A 16,540-nucleotide genomic window follows, 5' to 3' on the forward strand; every position below is an offset into this window, starting at 1 on the left:
TTCCCGGGTGAGATGGCGTGCAAGCTCATCAGGCCGTCTGGACACGAAAAACGGAAACGGCAGTCTCCAGCTGGCTGGCCTGCTCCCTGAGCGACAGCGTTGCCGCCGCGGCTTGCTCGACAAGTGCCGCGTTCTGCTGGGTTGCCTGGTCCATCTCTGCGACCGCGACATTGACCTGTTCGATGCCTTTCGATTGCTCTTCCGAAGCCGCGGCGATTTCCGCCATCAAGCTGCTGACTTTTCGCACGGAGGTGAGAATTTCGGCCATCGACTGCGTCGCCTGATTGACCTGATGCGCACCGGTTTCAACCCGGCCCAGCGAATCCGAGATGAGTCCTTTGATCTCTCTGGACGCCGCAGCGCTGCGTTGCGCTAACGAACGGACTTCACCAGCAACGACTGCGAACCCACGGCCTTGCTCGCTTGCCCGAGCAGCTTCCACGGCGGCGTTCAGCGCCAGGATATTCGTCTGGAAGGCAATACCTTCAATGACGCCGATGATCTCCGCGATCTTGCCTGACAGGTCGGACAAGCCGCGCATGGTCTGCGCGACTTCCTGCGTTGCCTGGTTACCCTGTTCGGCCAGCCGCGCTGTACTACTTACCATCTGATCGGCTTGCTTAGCGTTGTCAGCGTTCTGTCGAACAGAAGACGTGAACTCCTCCATGGACGACGCCGTTTCCTCCAACGATGCGGCCTGTTCCTCGGTCCGCTGCGATAAGTCCAAGTTGCCTGCGGCGATCTCCTGCGTTGCGTTGTCTATTGATCGAGAGCTGGCTCGCACAGCGCCGATTGTCTGTGCGAGTTGAACCTGCATCGTCTTCAATCCGCGCAGCAGTTGGCCCATCTCGTTGCTTGAATCAACCTCGACCTGAGTGGTCAGATCGCCGTCTGCGATGGCTTGAAAGTGGCGGATTGCCTGGGTCAGCGGCTTGCTGATCGCCCGCTGCAGCGACCACCATGCCAAGGCCGCCGCCCCGAGCGCCAGGAGAACGCCTGCAATGGTGATTCCAACGAAGCTGCGGAAACGAGACTGGGAGGCATCAAATCGCGCTTTTGCAGCGCTGATTTGCATCTGGCTCAGCGCGTCCATGCCGGTGGATACGTCGATGAATAGCGGCAGCGGGATGTGCAGCCAGACGTCCGGGATCTTCTGCGTATCGCGCGTGGCAATGGCACTGAACATGGGTTCAAGGCCTTTCACGACGAGGGCGTCAAGCTTTGTATTTACGTCGGCTGCCAGGCTTGCCTCCTTGGGGCTTGAGAACGGTAATGCTCGATAGGCATCCCACGCCTTTCGTGCCACTGTAAGTAGGTCCCGAGCCGTCTGCGTAGCCTTGGACAGGTCTGGGCTGGTCGGCTCGAGCGCGATGCGATATAGCCAAAGGCGGCTTCGCGATAGCGCCACGTTGGCTTGCCCAAGCGCCGTCGAAGAGGCGAGACGACCGGAGTACAGTTCTTTCACATCATCATTGCTTGCAAGCACGCCGACGATGCCCATGACGCCACCGAGTATCAGCAGCCCACCTAGAAAGGCGATGACTATTGCCAACCGGATGCGAATGCTGAGATCTCTGAACATAAATAGGGAGAAGGGTCGTTGGCTGTTACGCTGAAACGGCAGGGTCCGCACGGTTCAGAATTCCGTGCTCGGCGAGCACCTTTTCAAAGGCGAGCAGGTAGCACTCGTAGTACTGCCAGCTCGGCTGGCCATCGCATGGGCCTTGTTCCCATTCGGCGATTATTTGAATCAACCGTTGTCGGAATGCTTCCCACTCGAAATGCCCTTCCTTAGCCATTGCCAACGCCAAGCCGTAGAGCGTGCGCTCCCAATCGTGCGAGAAATACAAGCGACCATCGCTGCGCGGCGGTGAGTCGGGTTGCCCCAACATGCTGTTAGCCGCATGCTCCTCGAAGTTGGTGAACATGGCGTCCTCTCAGCGCCGGCCAAGCGTGGCCGTTCCGCTTCCCGCCAGCGCGACGCCCATCATCGATTCGGGCGTGACCAACTCCGCCAGTTGTGCTTCGGTCCATCCGTCGGTGCCGGCAGGGCGCTCGGGCACCACAAACCAACGAATCTGCGCGCTGCTGTCCCATACCCGCACCTCAGTGTCGTCGCCGACCTGCACGCCGAATTCGCGCAGAACGGCGCGCGGCTCACGGACGCCGCGCGCGCGAAACACCGGGTCTTTGTACCAGTACGGCGGAAGCCCCAGGATAGGCCACGGGTAGCACGAGCAAAGCGTGCAAATGATGAGGTTGTGAATGCCGGGCTCGTTGGCGACGGCTTTCATGTGCTCGCCTTCTGCACCCGTCATGCCTTGCGGAAACCCCATCTCCGCAATTGCGGCGGGTGTATCTGCGATCAGGCGGGCCTTGAATGCATCGTCTACCCAAGCGTGGGCCACCAGCTTCGCGCCATTGAAGGGCCCAGCAACCGTTTCGAAATGAGCTAGGACGGCGTCAACAGAGTCGCTGCCGATCAAACCTTTCTCGATCAACAGCGATTCAAGTGCGCGCACCCTGGCTGCGTTTTTTTCCTCACGATCATCGTCGTACGAGAAGAGTTCGTTCATCAGTCATTCCCCACGGAGCTGCACAGATACGCGTCGAACAGGTCTGCATAGACCACGACGTTTGCTTCACCTTTGCCCTCGCCCCAAAGGACGCAGCCATCGAACGCTACACGGTAGACCGGCATCGCATCCCCGATACCATCGCGCCCTGTATTGACGAAATAGCCGTACGCGCCTGGATACACCTCGACCACCTTGCCGGCTTTATTCCGTAGATAGCCGGGCAGCCGTGTGTGATCCACGGCTTCCGGGTCTTGCACGCGTACGCTGTCGCCAACGGCGAAGCGAGTGGTTTTGATTGACGGCCTGAGCGGGGAATCCCCTTGTTCCAGATAGCGGACGATTTGGCTGCTAAGCGCGGCGTTCGGTGCATCCGGCAAGGGCGCTTCTGGCGCGCTCCGATAGTGAGCGGTGCGGCTTTCCAGTTCGGCGGGCGTCACGTAGCCCCGATCCATGAAGAACTGCGAAATGCCCATGAGCCACTTCTCGTAGTACCGGTACTTGAAGTACTCGAAGGGCTGCATGCCTTCTGCCCCGGTGCGTAAAGATGCCCAGGACCAGTCTTCGCGAAACGCAGTCGGCAGCGATGCTAGGGGGTATTGGGGCAGTGCGTCCGCTAGATGGGCGCTCTCCGCCATCATGACGGTGTGGATACCGAAGATGCGTTTTTCCCACGCCTGCACGAAGACGCGTGTATCAAGATTCACGGGACCGAGATTCTCCAGGCCGCCGAGGTGATGCTGCAGCTTCATGACCGACTCCTTTCCATTGGAACTCAAACGCCCAGCCGTGCGCGGGTTTCATCCGGCGTTGCTGCGCAGGTGCGCCAGTGCTCCAGCAGGGCTGCCTTATCCAGATGGCGTCCGATAAAGACGAGCTTGCTGGTTCGCGCTTCGTTATCACCCCAGCGCGCGCCAGGTGTCGACTCCAGAAGCATGTGCACGCTATGGACATGGAAGCGGCGGCGTTCCCCCTTGAGGTGCAGAACGCCCTTCATACGGAGTAGATCGTTGCCATACATTTGAACGATCGAACTGAGCCATTTCCCCACACGCGCGGGGTCGAGAGCATCCGTTGATTCGACACCAAAGGCTTCGATGGTTTGATCATGCTCGTGATCATGGTCGGCCTCGTTGTTGAGTAGATTGGGTTCCAATTCCAGTAGGTTGACGAGGTTAAAGCGGTCAGCGCCGAATACTGGAACGTTTGGTGTCCCCATGGCCAATGTCGACACCAAACTCGAGGGGTTGATCGATCGGATAGCGTGCTGAAGTTCAGTGATCGCAGCGTCTTCGATCAGGTCGGTTTTGCTGAGAAGGAGCAAGTCGGCAAACGCGATCTGCTCATCTGCGACTGCATCTCCCCGCTGCAGCGCCGCGTGAGCAGCGTCGACCACTGTTACGACAGACTCCAGTCTCACGCGCTCGCGCAACGACGGATCGGCCAGAAAACTCTGGACGACCGGCGCAGGGTCAGCCAGCCCCGATGTTTCGACTACGATGCGCTCCAGTGGACGGGGCGCCGCGTCTATCAGCTTCAAAACACTGTCGACCAAGTCCGTCCGGACGGTACAGCAGATGCACCCATTGGTGATCTCAATGACGGCTTCCAGGTCGGCCTCGATCAGATCACCGTCGATCCCGATGTCGCCAAACTCGTTGACGACAATGCCGATGGCAGTGTGCGGGTTATCAGCGATCAGCCGGTTAACCAACGTGGTTTTTCCGGCGCCGAGATAGCCCGAAACGATCGTGACCGGGATTTTTTCTAAAGACATTGAGTTCTCCTGAAACTGACGACGCGGCTCGTGGACGCAGTTAGCTCTTCATGTCCCGACCGCGCGTCTCCCGAAGTACAAGCGCGCCAATCACGAAGGCAGAGGCAGCAACGCCTGCGGTGTAGAGCAGCCCGGCAAAGATGTCGCCCGTTCTCAGCACGACTGCCGTCGCGATGAACGGTGCAAAACCACCAATCCAGCCATTGCCGAATTGCAGCGCTACCGACACACCGCTGTAGCGAACATGCGTGGGGAAGAGTTCAACCAGGAACGCCCCAAGGGGGCCGTAGACCATGGTGGCGAGCACCACCAGGGCGAATAGCAAGCCAACCATGGCGGGGCCGTTGACTCGTGTGGGATCTGCCTTGGTTGGCAAGCCCTCCTTGACGAGCGCGGCTTTCAGTTGGGCCTCGTCAAAACCTGGTAGGCGTGCTCCGTTGACTACGATGGTCATGTCGCTGCCGCCCCGTGCCATGGTGTAAGGCACCGCATTGGCAGACAGCAGCGATTTCGCGCGTTCGCAGGGTTTCGTGGCTTTGGGGCTAAACATCTGGCCCATCAGGGATTGCGTCTCCTTACAATCGCCCCCCTCGATCACCACCGATGCATGTTCTCGGAACTCGGCCAATGCCGGGTTCCCGTAGGTGGCGAGGCCGCGGAAGATCGGTCCGATCAGCAGGGCAGACAGCAGACAGCCCGCGAGCATCACCCACTTGCGTCCGATACGGTCCGACAGGGTGCCGAAGATCACGAAGAACGGCGTGCCCAGAACCAGCGCGATGGTCAAATAGAGATAGGCCGACTGATAGTCGAGCTTGAGCGTGGCCGTCAAGAAATACAGGCTGTAGAAATGGCCCGTGTACCAGATGACGGCTTGCCCCGAGACCACGCCGAAGATCGCCACCAGCACGAGCTTGAGCGTTTTCGGATCACCGAAGGTGTCGCGGATCGGATTCTTGGATTGCCGCCCGTGCGCTTTCATTTCGGCAAATACGGGTGACTCGCCAAGTTTGAGGCGGATGTAGAGCGAGAGCACCAGCAGCACCATCGACAGCACGAACGGGATGCGCCATCCCCATGAGGCAAACGCCGCTTCCGGCATCAACGAGCGTAGCGCCATGATGACGAGCAGAGACAGCAGTAGGCCGATCGTGCCCGTGATCTGCAGCCAGCTTGTCATGAAGCCGCGGTTGTGGGTCTGCGCATGCTCCGCGATGTACGTTACGGCGCCGCCGAACTCGCCGCCGACAGCCAACCCCTGCAACAGGCGCAGGACCACGAGAATGATCGGCGCAATCCATCCGATCGTCTCGTAGGTTGGCAGCAGGCCGACAGCGGCCGTCGATAGCCCCATGATGAGCATCGTCACCAAGAAGGTGTACTTGCGACCAATCGTGTCGCCTAGCTTGCCGAACACGATGGCCCCGAATGGACGCAACACGAATCCGGCGCCGAACGTCGCCAGCGACGCGAGAATTGCGGCGGACTCGTTGCCTTTTGGGAAGAAGAGGCTCCCGAAGAAGACCGCAAGACTGCCGTAGATGAAGAAGTCGTACCACTCGAACACGGTACCCAGTGCCGCAGCCAAAACAACTTGGCGGATGCCTTGGGCCTTGGCCTCGACTGGCTGACCCGCGATGACTCCAGTGGATCCAGTAGACATAGCAAGCTCCGTAGCGTGATGCTGGCCTTAGGCCTGAGAATCGAGAAATGCGCGCAGCGCCGTGTTGAACGCCGCGGGCTTTTCGAGCATGGGGAAATGCCCAGCGTCGGGCACCAGCAGCAGTGAGGCGTTCGGTATGCCTTGTGCGAGGATGCGGGATTCACTCGGCGGTGTAATCACATCCTCTTCGCCGCACACCACCAACGTCGGGAGCTTGATGTCCGCCAGGTGTTGCCGCGTGTCGGATTTGTTGAGTGAGACGATCGCTGCGCGTGCCACATGCTCCGGCGTCTGTGCGACTTCCTGTCGCGCAAATTGAAGTAGTGAAGCGCTGGCCGACGATGCAAAGGATCGGTCAATGACGTTCTGGCTGGCTTTTTCAACGCCATGGATGGCAATCGCATCCAGCACATTGCTTGCATCCACGTCTGCGCCAAGCCCATGCGGCGTGGCGCCCACTAGCACCAGCTTTTGCAGCAGATCTCCATGATGTAACGCGAAGCGCTGTGAGATGGTCCCGCCCATGGATAGCCCCACGAGAACCGCATCCTGCAGTTGCAACGCCGTAAACACACCATGTAGATCGTCGACGAATGCGTCCATTGTGTACGGCCGCAGCACTGGTGCCGGTGACACGCCATGGCCGGGCAGGTTGACGGCAACCACCAAAAAGTCCTTTGCAAAGACCTCCACCTGCTCGCGCCAGAACTCACTGGTGGTCGTGAACCCATGACAGAAAACCAGCGGTGTGCGGGATGCTCCTTCGTTCCACACCCACACCCGTGTATCGCCCACGGCGATCAGTTTCTTGCTGCTCATCTTCATTGCACCTCGTTGTGGCGCCGCTTGGCGCGCTTATGAACAACCTCGGCACATCTAGGTGCCGAATGTCTCCGCTTGGAGTAGTGCAATGGGTATGCCAGCGCTCAAAGGAGCGGGGTGATTTTTATAAGTAACTGAAAGAAAAGAAGATTTTTCTTCGCGCGTACCTGCCAATCACCTTGTGATGCACGTGGGGGCGTCCTACAATCTCAAAATCGAGACGAATATGTCTCAAAATTGAGAACCGAGATGCCTTTCCCTGAACTCACCGGCTCCACCGTCGATGCGGCGACATTTCTGGAGCTGGTTCTCGACCATGTTTCAGACTGTCTTGTGGCTGTGGACACCGACGGGTTGATCGTTTTGATCAACGCCCCCTACTGCAAGCTGCTGGGGGGGACGCCTGAAGATTTCATTGGCCGGCACATCACGGACGTCGTCTCTCCGCATACGCATTTGCATCGCGTCGCGAGTGGAGTGGAACCAGTTGCTGCCGCTGTTCCGTTGGAGGTTCGAGGGTGCAAGCTGATCGCGCGGCAGGTTCCGGTGTTCAAGGAGGGGAAGATCGTCGGCGCTGTTGGTCTGGCGCTGTTCTCCAACTACGAGCAGTTGAAAAAGACGTACTCGATGGCGTTTAGCTCCAGTATCGCGCTGGAGAACAGCCGCTCTGGCTGGGCTGCGGATTACAAGATGGCCGACATCCTCGGTACCGGCTCAACGATGGAAGCCCTGCGCGCAGAGTTGGCGCTTGCTGCCAGTCATAGTTTGCCCACGCTTATAGAAGGAGAAACGGGAACAGGAAAGGAGTTGGCCGCGCAGGCTATCCACAACGCGTCGGATCGTGCAGGCGGCCCGTTTGTGTGGATCAATTGCGCGTCGATTCCAGAGCAGCTCATCGATGCTGAGTTGTTCGGCTATGAAGCTGGCGCGTTTACAGGTGCTTCGGCAAGAGGGAAACCCGGTAAGTTCGAACTGGCTGCTGGCGGCACGATCTTCCTCGATGAGATCGGCGACATGCCGTTGTCACTCCAGGCAAGTCTGCTGCGTGCCTTGCAAAGCCAGAGCATCGTGAGAGTCGGCGGCACGTCGCCCATCCGTATCAATGCGCGTGTTATTGCAGCAACCAACCGTCGGCTGGGTGGGGCAGTGCGGGAAGGCCGGTTTCGAGAGGATCTCTACTACCGGCTGGCGATGTTCTCTGTCGCCATGCCGTCGCTGCGGGAGCGCAACGATCTCCCCATTTTCATTGAGCAACTCCTGGCGAAACTCGCATCGCAGCACGGGTTGCAATCCAGGGCGCTGACACGAGCCCAGAGCAGCGCGCTAGCCACCCACACGTGGCCCGGCAATGTGCGTCAACTCGAAGGTGTATTGCTGCGGTTGCTTTTGACCGGCAAGCTCACGTTGCCGGAGCCGATTGTTGATCTTGCAGATGTGCCTAACGCTGAGTCGGGTCAACCTCAAGGCAACCTGAACCTGGGCGAACACCTTGCGCAGGAGAAGCAGCGCCTGATCAAACAAGCGTTGGCGCACTGCAGCCAAGACCGTGCGCAGGCGGCCAAGCTGCTAGGCATCAGCAGAGCGTCTCTCTATCGAGAGCTTCAAACCGCGGCCTAGAGTCGGTGCTCCCCCTCAAAATGCCATGCAGCACGGCGGTGGCGATGGAGTTCCGTGGCAGGTTGGGCCTGATTAGCGCATCGTTAGCGCTCTGGGCGCATGTCGCAGTGCGCAAGCGAGGTGCGAGGTTCAGGAGCGCGGCTGTGCACGGTAGAAGCCCAGAAACATGTCGACGGCATTCTGTACGACGAGATCGCGCTCCTGCTTTGTGAAGTGCTCATCGGCGCCAACAACGCGCACCCAAAGAAGCGGTTCATCGATGAGCCCCAGAAACTGTCGTGCAGCCAGGGTCGGGTTTTTGACAGTGATGAGCTTGCGCTTGGCAAGCGCCTCTAGGTAGTCGGCCACTGCGCCCATCGCAGGCGCCTTGCCTTTTTCAAAGAATGTCTTGGTCAGTGCAGGAAAGCGAGGCCCCTCCGCAATGACCATTCGCAGGAACGCGACAGCTTCTGCCGGTATCCAGAAATCCGAAACAGCGCGCCCGAGGCGCATCAGCCCGAGCTTCGGGTCGCGCAGCGACGCTTCATCGCGGGTGATATCGAACACCGGGAAGCTTGCCCAAATGCGCGCCGTCATCGCTTCAAACAAGGCCTCCTTGCTCTCAAACTGGTTGTACAGCGTGCGGCGTGCGGCGCCGGATTCAGCGGCGACCCGGTCCATGCTCGTGCCCTCGTAGCCGTGCTGAAGGAAGACACGTGTTGCGGCATCCAGTATCTGGTCCCGCTTGGTGGATACGCTGCCTCGGTCCTTGCGTGTGCTGCCACGATTGGGCGCCGCTGCGTTGGACGCAGGCTTGTCGGTCGTCTCTTGGTGTATGGGAGTGGTGGCCCTTCTCACAATGATCGGCGTGGAGATTGAGGTGACCCCCGATTGTACGTTGCCAACCGTATCGCTAGCTGCTGCGCGGCATGCGTACGGCACCAATCGTACGGGAAGCCAAAAGTCCGCCGACCACCGCCAGCAGCGCGAAACCGGCAATGCAGACACCTTGCCACGCGGCCACGCCCCATGCTGCCGCCCCGATGGCAGAACCGGCGGCGCCGCCCGCGAACGTGCACACCATATACACGGTATTGAGGCGCGCACGAGCTGCAGGGTCCAGCCGAAAGATGCGCGCCTGATTGGCGATCTGTCCAGCCTGGTTGCCAAAGTCCAGCAGGTTTACTGCCAGAACGATGGCCAGCGCTGACGCATCGCCTGCAAAAAGAAATGCTACGAAAGCAAGGTTGGCCGCCGCCAGAGACATGAGGTTGACGATCGTCGGACCAAATCGATCTGATATGCGACCGCATTGCGGTGCAATCAGTGCACCGGCCGCGCCCCAAAGCCCGAAAAGGCCTGCTTGCGCGGGGCCGTAGTGGAACGGCGCTTGGGCAAGATGAAAGGACAGCGTTGCCCAGAACGCTGAGAACGCGCCAAACGTCATGGCGCCCAGGCATGCCGAGAATCGAAGGTCGCACCATTTCAGGAAGAGGCCGGGCAGCGAGCGGATCAGCGCTACATACGTTGGCGCCCCGGCTTGCGGGCGACTTTTGTGCGTTGGCATGAACCGTGGCAACACCCATACCAACAAACCAGTAAGGATTGCCGCCACTAAGTACGAAGCGCGCCAGGAGCCGCTGAACTCGCTGATGGCTCCCGACACCGTACGTGAGAGGAGAATTCCCAGAATCAGACCGGTCTGCATGGTCCCGACTACACGCCCTGAGCGTCCAGGCGGCGCAATAGAAACCGCAATGGGAATCAAGGCCTGCGGGACAACAGTCACCGTGCTCACGAGCAGCGACATCAATACCAGCCACGGCATCGACCTACTCAGCATGGCACCGATCAGGGCAAGACAGGTCAGGCAGAGCAGGATGCGAACGAGTTTTCTCGGGTCCGCGCAGTCCGCCAATGGAACGATGGCAAAAATGCCGAGGGCATAGCCGACTTGTGCCGCAGAAGCGACCAGGCCCGCCGATGAGGGCGACGCGTCAAGACTTTGCGCCATGGCCGAGAGCAATGGCTGGCACAGATACACGTTTGCAACGGTGATACCACATGCCGCAGCCATCATCGGAATGGCAGCGCGTGGGGTGGTTTGCGGCTTGTTCTCTGGCATAGATGTTCCCGCCAAGGCTGTGTGCGTTTTGATGAGTCGGTACGCGGTAAGCGACAGCCTGTCGACAAAGTGGCGGTCTACAGATTTGCGGTGGATAATCTTTGATGTTAAATTGCACTGTACAGTGCAGTGCAAAATATGTCGAGATCGTAGCCGCGACAGCGCAATCCGACCATCCATGCAGAGGTAAAACATGAAGCCGATCACCATCATTGCCTTCCCGATTTCTCCGCCAGGCAAGGAGAGCGAGTTATTGGCGCAGTTTGCGAATCTGGTGCCGGCGACCCGCAAGGAGCCCGGCTGCATCTCCTTCACGGTCCATCAGCATCCCAAAATAGCCAATCGGTTTGCGGTGTATGAGACGTTCCGTGATCAAGCGGCGTTCGATGCGCACTTGCAGTACGCGCATACAAAAGCGTTCGTTGAATGGATCGAGAACAGTGGTGCCGTACTCAACTTCGAGTTCTGGACCGAAGCACCGCTGACAGTCGAGCCCCGTGATATGGGCAGTGCGGCAGTGGGGCCAGATGGGATTGCCGAGCATTGAGGCGATTGGAGATTCAAACCATGGAAACACTCGCAGGAAAAGTTGCGCTGGTCACAGGCGGCAGCAAGGGGATCGGCCGCGCTATCGCGCTTGCGTATGGCGCACAGGGCATCAAGGTTGCGCTGACCTACGTGCGTGACAAGTCGGCGGCGGACGAGGTTGTCGGCAAGATCGAGGCAGGCGGATCAAATGCCGTGGCGATTCAGGCGGATGTGTCGCAACAAGCGGCAATCCCGGCAATGGTCGAGGCAACGCGTGATGCCTTCGGTCAGGTCGATATCCTCGTGAACAACGCAGGTGTCACCATGGCCAGGCCATGGGCTGAGTTGACGCTGGAAGACTGGAACACCGTTATGACGACGAACTTGACGTCGGCGTTTCTGGCCACCAAAGAAGTAGTGCCCGAGATGGTCAGTCGCAAATGGGGGCGGATCATCATCCTTTCGTCAGTCGCGGCGCAGCTCGGCGGGGTGGTTGGACCACACTACGCAGCGTCCAAGGCGGGACTCATCGGTCTAGCGCATGGGTACGCCTCGGTACTGGCAAAAACCGGCGTCAGCGTTAACGCAATCGCGCCGGCACTGATCGAGACGAGAATGCTGAGTGGTAATCCAAACATCCGAAAGGAACTCATCCCGGTCGGCCGGTTTGGTGAGCCGGAGGAAGTGGCAGATGTGGCTCTACTACTCGCCCGCAACGGCTACATGACGGGCCAGACGATCAATGTGAATGGCGGTTGGTATATGAGCTGACGGCATTGTGCCTGCTGAGCAATACGGTAGCGTACACGTGCCAGAGGCTGTGTCTCCGCCTTCTTACTGACGATACCCCACCTGCCACGGCCTGAGTGCTCAAGCCGTTTTCCCGAGAAACGAGCATGCATTTCGCAAGCGAATCGGCGCTAACGCTTACGCGACCACTGACGGTATGCGCTTGGCGTCATGCCGGTGAAACGAGTAAAGGCTCGACGGAAACTGCCTTCGTCCGCGTAACCCGTTTGTTGGGCTACGCGCTTCACGCTGATGGCGCCGTTCTCAAGCAAAGTTCGCGCGTCCTCAAGTCTGATGCGATCAATGAATGCTTTTGGCGATTCATGGATAAGCTGTCTCATCCGACGGTGCAGCGTGCGTTCGCTCGTGGCGAGCTTTACCGCCAAATCTGCGACATTCAGCTTATAACCCAGTTGCCGTACCGTTCGCTCTGCGTCGATCAGCCACGGGTCACGAGATTGAGCGTATCCGGCCGGCATGTAGATCGTTTGGGCCGGAGGGATATTGTCGACGACGGCGAAATCCGCCGCGAGGCGCGCTGCTTCGTCACCCGCCAACATGCGGATCACATGCAGAGCGGAATCAACCCATGATAGTGGACCGCCAGAGGTCACAACCCTCCCCTCATCAATGAGGGCGGATCCCCAGATGGCATGCGCACGAGGATAGCGTTGCAGAAGTTCATCGTGCAGCCACCATGTCGTGGTACAGCGACGTTCGTTCAACAACCCCGCTTCACCTAGTACGAATACCCCCTTGCAGGCACCAGCGACGATGGTGCCGTGCGCATGCTGCTTGCGTAGCCATTGCCCAATCTCCTGCATGACTGGGCCACTCCATTGCAGCGCTTTGCCTAGTTGCACGATGCCCGGAATCAATACCGCGTCGCAGCGGCCAAGGTCGAAAAGACCGGCGTCTACTCGGACCCTCGCGCCACGCCCGTCCAAGAAAGAGCGGCCACGCGGGCTGGCGGTGACCAATTCAAATTGCTTAGCCGTTGCACCAGATGATGGGGACCCCGCTCTTTGCCGGATGGCCTCGTTCGCCAGCCAGAACACATCACACAGACCGGCAACGCCGGAAGGAAGGGTGCCGTCCATCCCCAAAACAACGATACGCATTGTGGTTGCTCCTGCAGACACGTGGCGGATTATGCCTGTTGCTTGGCAAATTCGCCACTCTTCGAGAATTACCAGAACATGCAGACTCTCCTCACCAACCCAGGAGAACTCGCATGACCGAAGTCGCCGCAGTCGTAACCTTCAAGTCGCAACCCGGAAAGGGCAGTGAAGTAGCACGCTTGGTTGCCGCAGCCTTGCCACAGGCTCTGAACGAAAACCCGATGCCGCTCTGGCTGGTACTGCGTTCTGAGGAGGAGCCAGACATCGTTCATATCGTTGATGTCTTTGTCGATAAGAGCGGGCGCGAAAATCATCTGCGCGATGCCACTGCCGCGCAAATCCTCGCCACCGTGCCCCCGCATCTCGCAGAACCCGTGAAGATCAGCCCCATGGAGCTTGTTGCTGCCAAGGGTGTGACCGTGCGTCTTGTTGATTGACGCGGAACTTGTCCGTGTCAGTTTGTCAGGTCGAGGGAAATTTCAAGGTACTCGCATCGTAGGTCGAGGCGGCTACCGGGACTCTCTGGACACCAGCGGCCTACACCGCGATTGTTTTGCTACCGATCCCAAAAGGAAACCAATGATGAATCACCAATACCGTCTCTCGGCAAAGGCGCTCCTTCTTGCTGGCGCGTCTGCACTGATGCTGCTCCCTGCGTTCGCGCAGTCGGCTGAAAACTTCACTCTGTCCAGTCCAGACATCGCTGCGGGCGGCAAGATTGCCGAAAAGTTCGTGCTGAATGGCTTCGGCTGCAAGGGGGAGAACGTGTCGCCCGCTCTCGTTTGGAAGGGTGCACCAGCAGGTACGAAATCGTTCGCGCTGCGGGTTTACGATCCGGACGCGCCGACTGGTAGCGGCTTCTGGCATTGGACTGTTTACAACATTCCTGCGTCCACAACACAGCTACAGCAGGGTGCCGGGAACTCGGCGTCCAGCCTGCCAGCAGGCGCAAATGGAGGCATGAACGATTTCCAAGACTCGGGTGCCGCCGGTGCCAATGGCAATTACGGCGGCCCTTGCCCGCCCCAGGGCGACAAGCCGCATCGCTATGTCTTCACACTGTATGCGCTGGCTGTGGACGATCTGTATGCAGCAGCTGGCATCCCGAAGACTGGCACTGCCGCGCTTCACGGCTTTGCCTTGAATAAGGCACTGGGTGACAAGGTCCTGGGCAAGGCGTCGTTCACAGCCCGCTACGGCCGATAGTCGATTGCCGACATCATGAGCACAACGCTTCCGCACTTGTTTGGTGTGGGAGCGTTGGCGCTCCTCGGCTTCGGGCCAAAACAATCTACTCCGTGAGTGCGGATATGGTCGCACCGAAGTTCGGGATAAGACGGTGCGGGCTTGCATCTGCAACTCCACCATGTAGGTACAACCTAACAAGTAGTACGGTCGCTGCTGTGGAAACAGCCTAGCCAACCGCCGACAGCACGTTGGTCCCGTAGAGGCACCTCAACTTAGGGATCATCATGGTGACAGGTTCTGTCCCTATGTTGCGCTATTTTCCAATCATCACCAACCGCAAACGGAGTATGTGATGACGGGTAGAGCGATCTTGCAACGAATGCTTCGGGTAGAGTCGGGAAGCCCTGCCATGCAGGCAATCCAGGTCTCAGTACCTGATGATGTGATCAATGATCTTTGCTCGCGACTGCAACGTACACGCTGGCCTGATCAGGTCAAAGGACAGGAATGGCGTCGGGGGACTGAGTTGAGCTTCCTTCAGCGACTTTGCGAGCACTGGTCAGAAACTTTCGACTGGCGTGCGCAAGAGGCGCGTCTCAACGCGCTGCCTCAGTTTCGAGGCTCGATTGACGGCATCGGCATACATTTCGTGCACGCACGCTCGAAGAAACCAGACGGTGTGCCATTGCTGCTGATCAACGGCTGGCCCAGTTCGATTTTTGAGTACCTCAACGTGATCCCACACCTGACCGCCGCCGGCTTCAATGTGATTGCGCCCACCCTGCCGGGGTATGGCCTTTCCGACCACCCAGGCGAGCCCGGTATGAACGGAACCCGCATTGCAAAGCTGTTTGCCGAGCTGATGGGCACGCTTGGCTATGATCGGTTTGTCGCGCATGGAAGCGACTGGGGTGCTCTCGTGGTTGACCGACTACGGCGCCATCACGCGGACCGACTCTTTGGTGTTCACTTCAGCAACGTGCACTGGGGCTATCCACGCCCCGATGACCTCGCGGTCGACGAGCAGGCTTATCTAAGCCGGGCACAGGGTTGGCAGTTTGCCGAAGGCGCTTATTACCTGATTCAGGGAACAAAGCCCCAAACGCTGAGCTATGGCCTCAACGACAGCCCGGCGGGACTCGCTGCCTGGATTATCGAGAAGTTCCAGAGCTGGAGTGGCGGGGACATAGAGCAGGTCTACGGGTTCGATGATCTGTGCGCCAATCTCACGCTTTATTGGGCAACCGAGACAATTGGCTCATCTATCCAGCTCTATGCCGAGACATTTTCCGATCCGGAGAGTCATCGTCCGCCCGAGCGCGGCACCGTACCCGTCGGCGTGCTCGTATTTCCGAATGACATCCTGCCAGCGCCGCGTGCCTGGGGCGAGCGCTGGTTCGACATCGTCCATTGGACTGAAGCGACGAGTGGCGGACACTTTGGTGCCTGGGAGGAGCCCGAACTATTTGCACGTGATTTGGGCGCATTTGCCCATCGTGTCACTGACGGCGTTCAATAGGCGTCCCAGTCCTTTCCTTACTCCAGATCGGGCAGTGGCTTGCGGTAATCCGCATAGCAGTTCCGCAGTGGTACTACCCTAGCTTCGCTGCATCTACTGGCGAGTTTCGAGATGTCCAAAAGTTATCGCCTCTTTGATCTACTACAGATACTGCGCCGACATCGGAAGCCAGTGGCGGGGCTCGAACTAGCTCGCGAGGCCGGAGTTTCCCTGCGGACAATTCGACGTGACATCGCAAGCTTGCAGTCCATGGGTGCCGATATCGAAGGTGAGCCAGGGGTGGGCTATGTTCTTGGCCCAGGCTTTCTATTGCCGCCATTGATGTTCTCAGAAGAAGAGATCCAGGCGCTCATGCTTGGCGCTCAGTGGGTTCATGGACAAACAGACGAAAGCCTTGCGATCGCAGCACAAAACGCGCTTGCCAAGATCGGCGCAGTGCTCCCGGACGGACTTCGGCGAAGACTCGACGATACCCCTTTCTATGTTGAACCACGGCAACAACCATCGCCAAGTGTTGACTTGGCGATACTGAGAAGGGCCGCCCGCGAACAACGGAAGGTCCTCGTTTCCTATCGAGACTTCAACGAAGTGGCAACAGAGCGAATCATCTGGCCGATCTCGCTAGGTTTTATTGAAACTCAACGCTATGTGGCGGCTTGGTGCGAGCTTCGGCAGGATTTCCGAACGTTTCGCGTTGATCGCATCGAGCAAGCAGAGAGTCTGGTTGATCTCTACCCTGGGCGTCGAAGAGACTTGGTCAATAAGTGGCGTTCCCGAGTCGAGAAAAGCGATCTCAGCTCATAGCTGATGCTGGCTGTTCTACGTCCGTGCCGGAC

At 58.8% G+C, this 16,540-nt stretch carries 17 protein-coding genes; 7 read left to right on the top strand and 10 right to left on the bottom strand.

Features of this window, described 5'->3' with window-relative positions; genetic code table 11:
* Positions 1–28 precede the first annotated feature (28 nt).
* Genes ACS7SF_RS23810 through ACS7SF_RS23840 form a run of 7 tightly spaced genes read right to left on the bottom strand, consistent with a single transcriptional unit; the run spans position 29 to position 6,835 of the window.
* Positions 29–1,633 carry a methyl-accepting chemotaxis protein gene (locus ACS7SF_RS23810; RefSeq protein ID WP_439892951.1) on the bottom strand — a complete coding sequence of 535 codons (1,605 nt, stop codon included), beginning with the start codon at positions 1,631–1,633 and terminating at the stop codon, positions 29–31.
* Positions 1,608–1,928, bottom strand: coding sequence for a nitrile hydratase accessory protein (locus ACS7SF_RS23815; protein ID WP_439892952.1), 321 nt, complete (start codon positions 1,926–1,928; stop codon positions 1,608–1,610). The genes ACS7SF_RS23810 and ACS7SF_RS23815 overlap by 26 nt, the downstream gene beginning before the upstream one ends.
* Positions 1,929–1,937: 9 nt before the next feature.
* Positions 1,938–2,576 (bottom strand): nitrile hydratase subunit alpha, encoded by a 639-nt coding sequence (nthA, locus tag ACS7SF_RS23820; RefSeq protein ID WP_439892953.1) that lies wholly within the window; start codon positions 2,574–2,576, stop codon positions 1,938–1,940.
* On the bottom strand, positions 2,576–3,328 hold the full coding sequence (nthB, locus tag ACS7SF_RS23825; RefSeq protein WP_439892954.1) for a nitrile hydratase subunit beta: 753 nt from the start codon (positions 3,326–3,328) through the stop codon (positions 2,576–2,578). Before nthB ends, nthA begins: the two co-directional genes overlap by 1 nt.
* A 23-nt stretch (positions 3,329–3,351) precedes the next feature.
* Positions 3,352–4,353, bottom strand: a complete 1,002-nt coding sequence (locus tag ACS7SF_RS23830) for a CobW family GTP-binding protein (RefSeq protein ID WP_439892955.1) — start codon at positions 4,351–4,353, stop codon at positions 3,352–3,354.
* A 40-nt stretch (positions 4,354–4,393) separates the two neighbouring features.
* Complete coding sequence (locus ACS7SF_RS23835) at positions 4,394–6,016, bottom strand: MFS transporter (protein ID WP_439892956.1); 1,623 nt, start codon at positions 6,014–6,016, stop codon at positions 4,394–4,396.
* Between the two features lie 27 nt (positions 6,017–6,043).
* Positions 6,044–6,835, bottom strand: a complete 792-nt coding sequence (locus ACS7SF_RS23840) for an alpha/beta fold hydrolase (protein WP_439892957.1) — start codon at positions 6,833–6,835, stop codon at positions 6,044–6,046.
* Between the two features lie 252 nt (positions 6,836–7,087).
* Between ACS7SF_RS23840 and ACS7SF_RS23845 the strand changes: the two genes are divergently transcribed.
* A complete protein-coding gene (locus tag ACS7SF_RS23845) occupies positions 7,088–8,455 on the top strand; it encodes a sigma-54 interaction domain-containing protein (protein WP_439892958.1) in 1,368 nt (455 codons plus the stop codon).
* Between the two features lie 129 nt (positions 8,456–8,584).
* On the opposite strand, the gene ACS7SF_RS23850 is transcribed toward ACS7SF_RS23845, so the two are convergent.
* Positions 8,585–9,115 (bottom strand): TetR/AcrR family transcriptional regulator, encoded by a 531-nt coding sequence (locus tag ACS7SF_RS23850; protein WP_439892959.1) that lies wholly within the window; start codon positions 9,113–9,115, stop codon positions 8,585–8,587.
* Positions 9,116–9,347: 232 nt separating this feature from the next.
* The gene (locus tag ACS7SF_RS23855; protein WP_439892960.1) at positions 9,348–10,559 is read right to left on the bottom strand and encodes an MFS transporter; all 1,212 of its coding nucleotides are present in this window, start codon (positions 10,557–10,559) and stop codon (positions 9,348–9,350) included.
* Between the two features lie 193 nt (positions 10,560–10,752).
* Here ACS7SF_RS23855 and ACS7SF_RS23860 point away from each other — a divergent pair, with 193 nt between their 5' ends.
* Together ACS7SF_RS23860 and ACS7SF_RS23865 are read left to right on the top strand one after the other, a co-directional pair.
* The gene (locus ACS7SF_RS23860) at positions 10,753–11,106 is read left to right on the top strand and encodes a putative quinol monooxygenase (protein ID WP_439892961.1); all 354 of its coding nucleotides are present in this window, start codon (positions 10,753–10,755) and stop codon (positions 11,104–11,106) included.
* Between the two features lie 20 nt (positions 11,107–11,126).
* Positions 11,127–11,858 (top strand): SDR family NAD(P)-dependent oxidoreductase, encoded by a 732-nt coding sequence (locus ACS7SF_RS23865; RefSeq protein ID WP_439892962.1) that lies wholly within the window; start codon positions 11,127–11,129, stop codon positions 11,856–11,858.
* A gap of 149 nt (positions 11,859–12,007) precedes the next feature.
* Here the strand turns inward: ACS7SF_RS23865 and ACS7SF_RS23870 are convergent, their stop codons facing one another.
* On the bottom strand, positions 12,008–12,997 hold the full coding sequence (locus tag ACS7SF_RS23870) for a GlxA family transcriptional regulator (RefSeq protein WP_439892963.1): 990 nt from the start codon (positions 12,995–12,997) through the stop codon (positions 12,008–12,010).
* Between the two features lie 113 nt (positions 12,998–13,110).
* On the opposite strand from ACS7SF_RS23870, the gene ACS7SF_RS23875 reads away from it, so the two are divergent.
* The 4 genes from ACS7SF_RS23875 (at position 13,111) to ACS7SF_RS23890 (ending at position 16,508) form a co-directional block, all read left to right on the top strand.
* Positions 13,111–13,434, top strand: coding sequence for a putative quinol monooxygenase (locus ACS7SF_RS23875; RefSeq protein ID WP_439892964.1), 324 nt, complete (start codon positions 13,111–13,113; stop codon positions 13,432–13,434).
* A 145-nt stretch (positions 13,435–13,579) separates the two neighbouring features.
* Positions 13,580–14,203 (top strand): YbhB/YbcL family Raf kinase inhibitor-like protein, encoded by a 624-nt coding sequence (locus ACS7SF_RS23880; RefSeq protein ID WP_439892965.1) that lies wholly within the window; start codon positions 13,580–13,582, stop codon positions 14,201–14,203.
* A 391-nt stretch (positions 14,204–14,594) separates the two neighbouring features.
* On the top strand, positions 14,595–15,704 hold the full coding sequence (locus ACS7SF_RS23885) for an epoxide hydrolase family protein (RefSeq protein WP_439892966.1): 1,110 nt from the start codon (positions 14,595–14,597) through the stop codon (positions 15,702–15,704).
* A 111-nt stretch (positions 15,705–15,815) separates the two neighbouring features.
* Entirely contained in the window at positions 15,816–16,508 is a 693-nt protein-coding gene (locus tag ACS7SF_RS23890; protein WP_439892967.1) for a helix-turn-helix transcriptional regulator, read from the top strand.
* Positions 16,509–16,540 lie beyond the last annotated feature (32 nt).

The organism is Ralstonia sp. 25C (assembly GCF_051904805.1).
Lineage (GTDB): Bacteria > Pseudomonadota > Gammaproteobacteria > Burkholderiales > Burkholderiaceae > Ralstonia.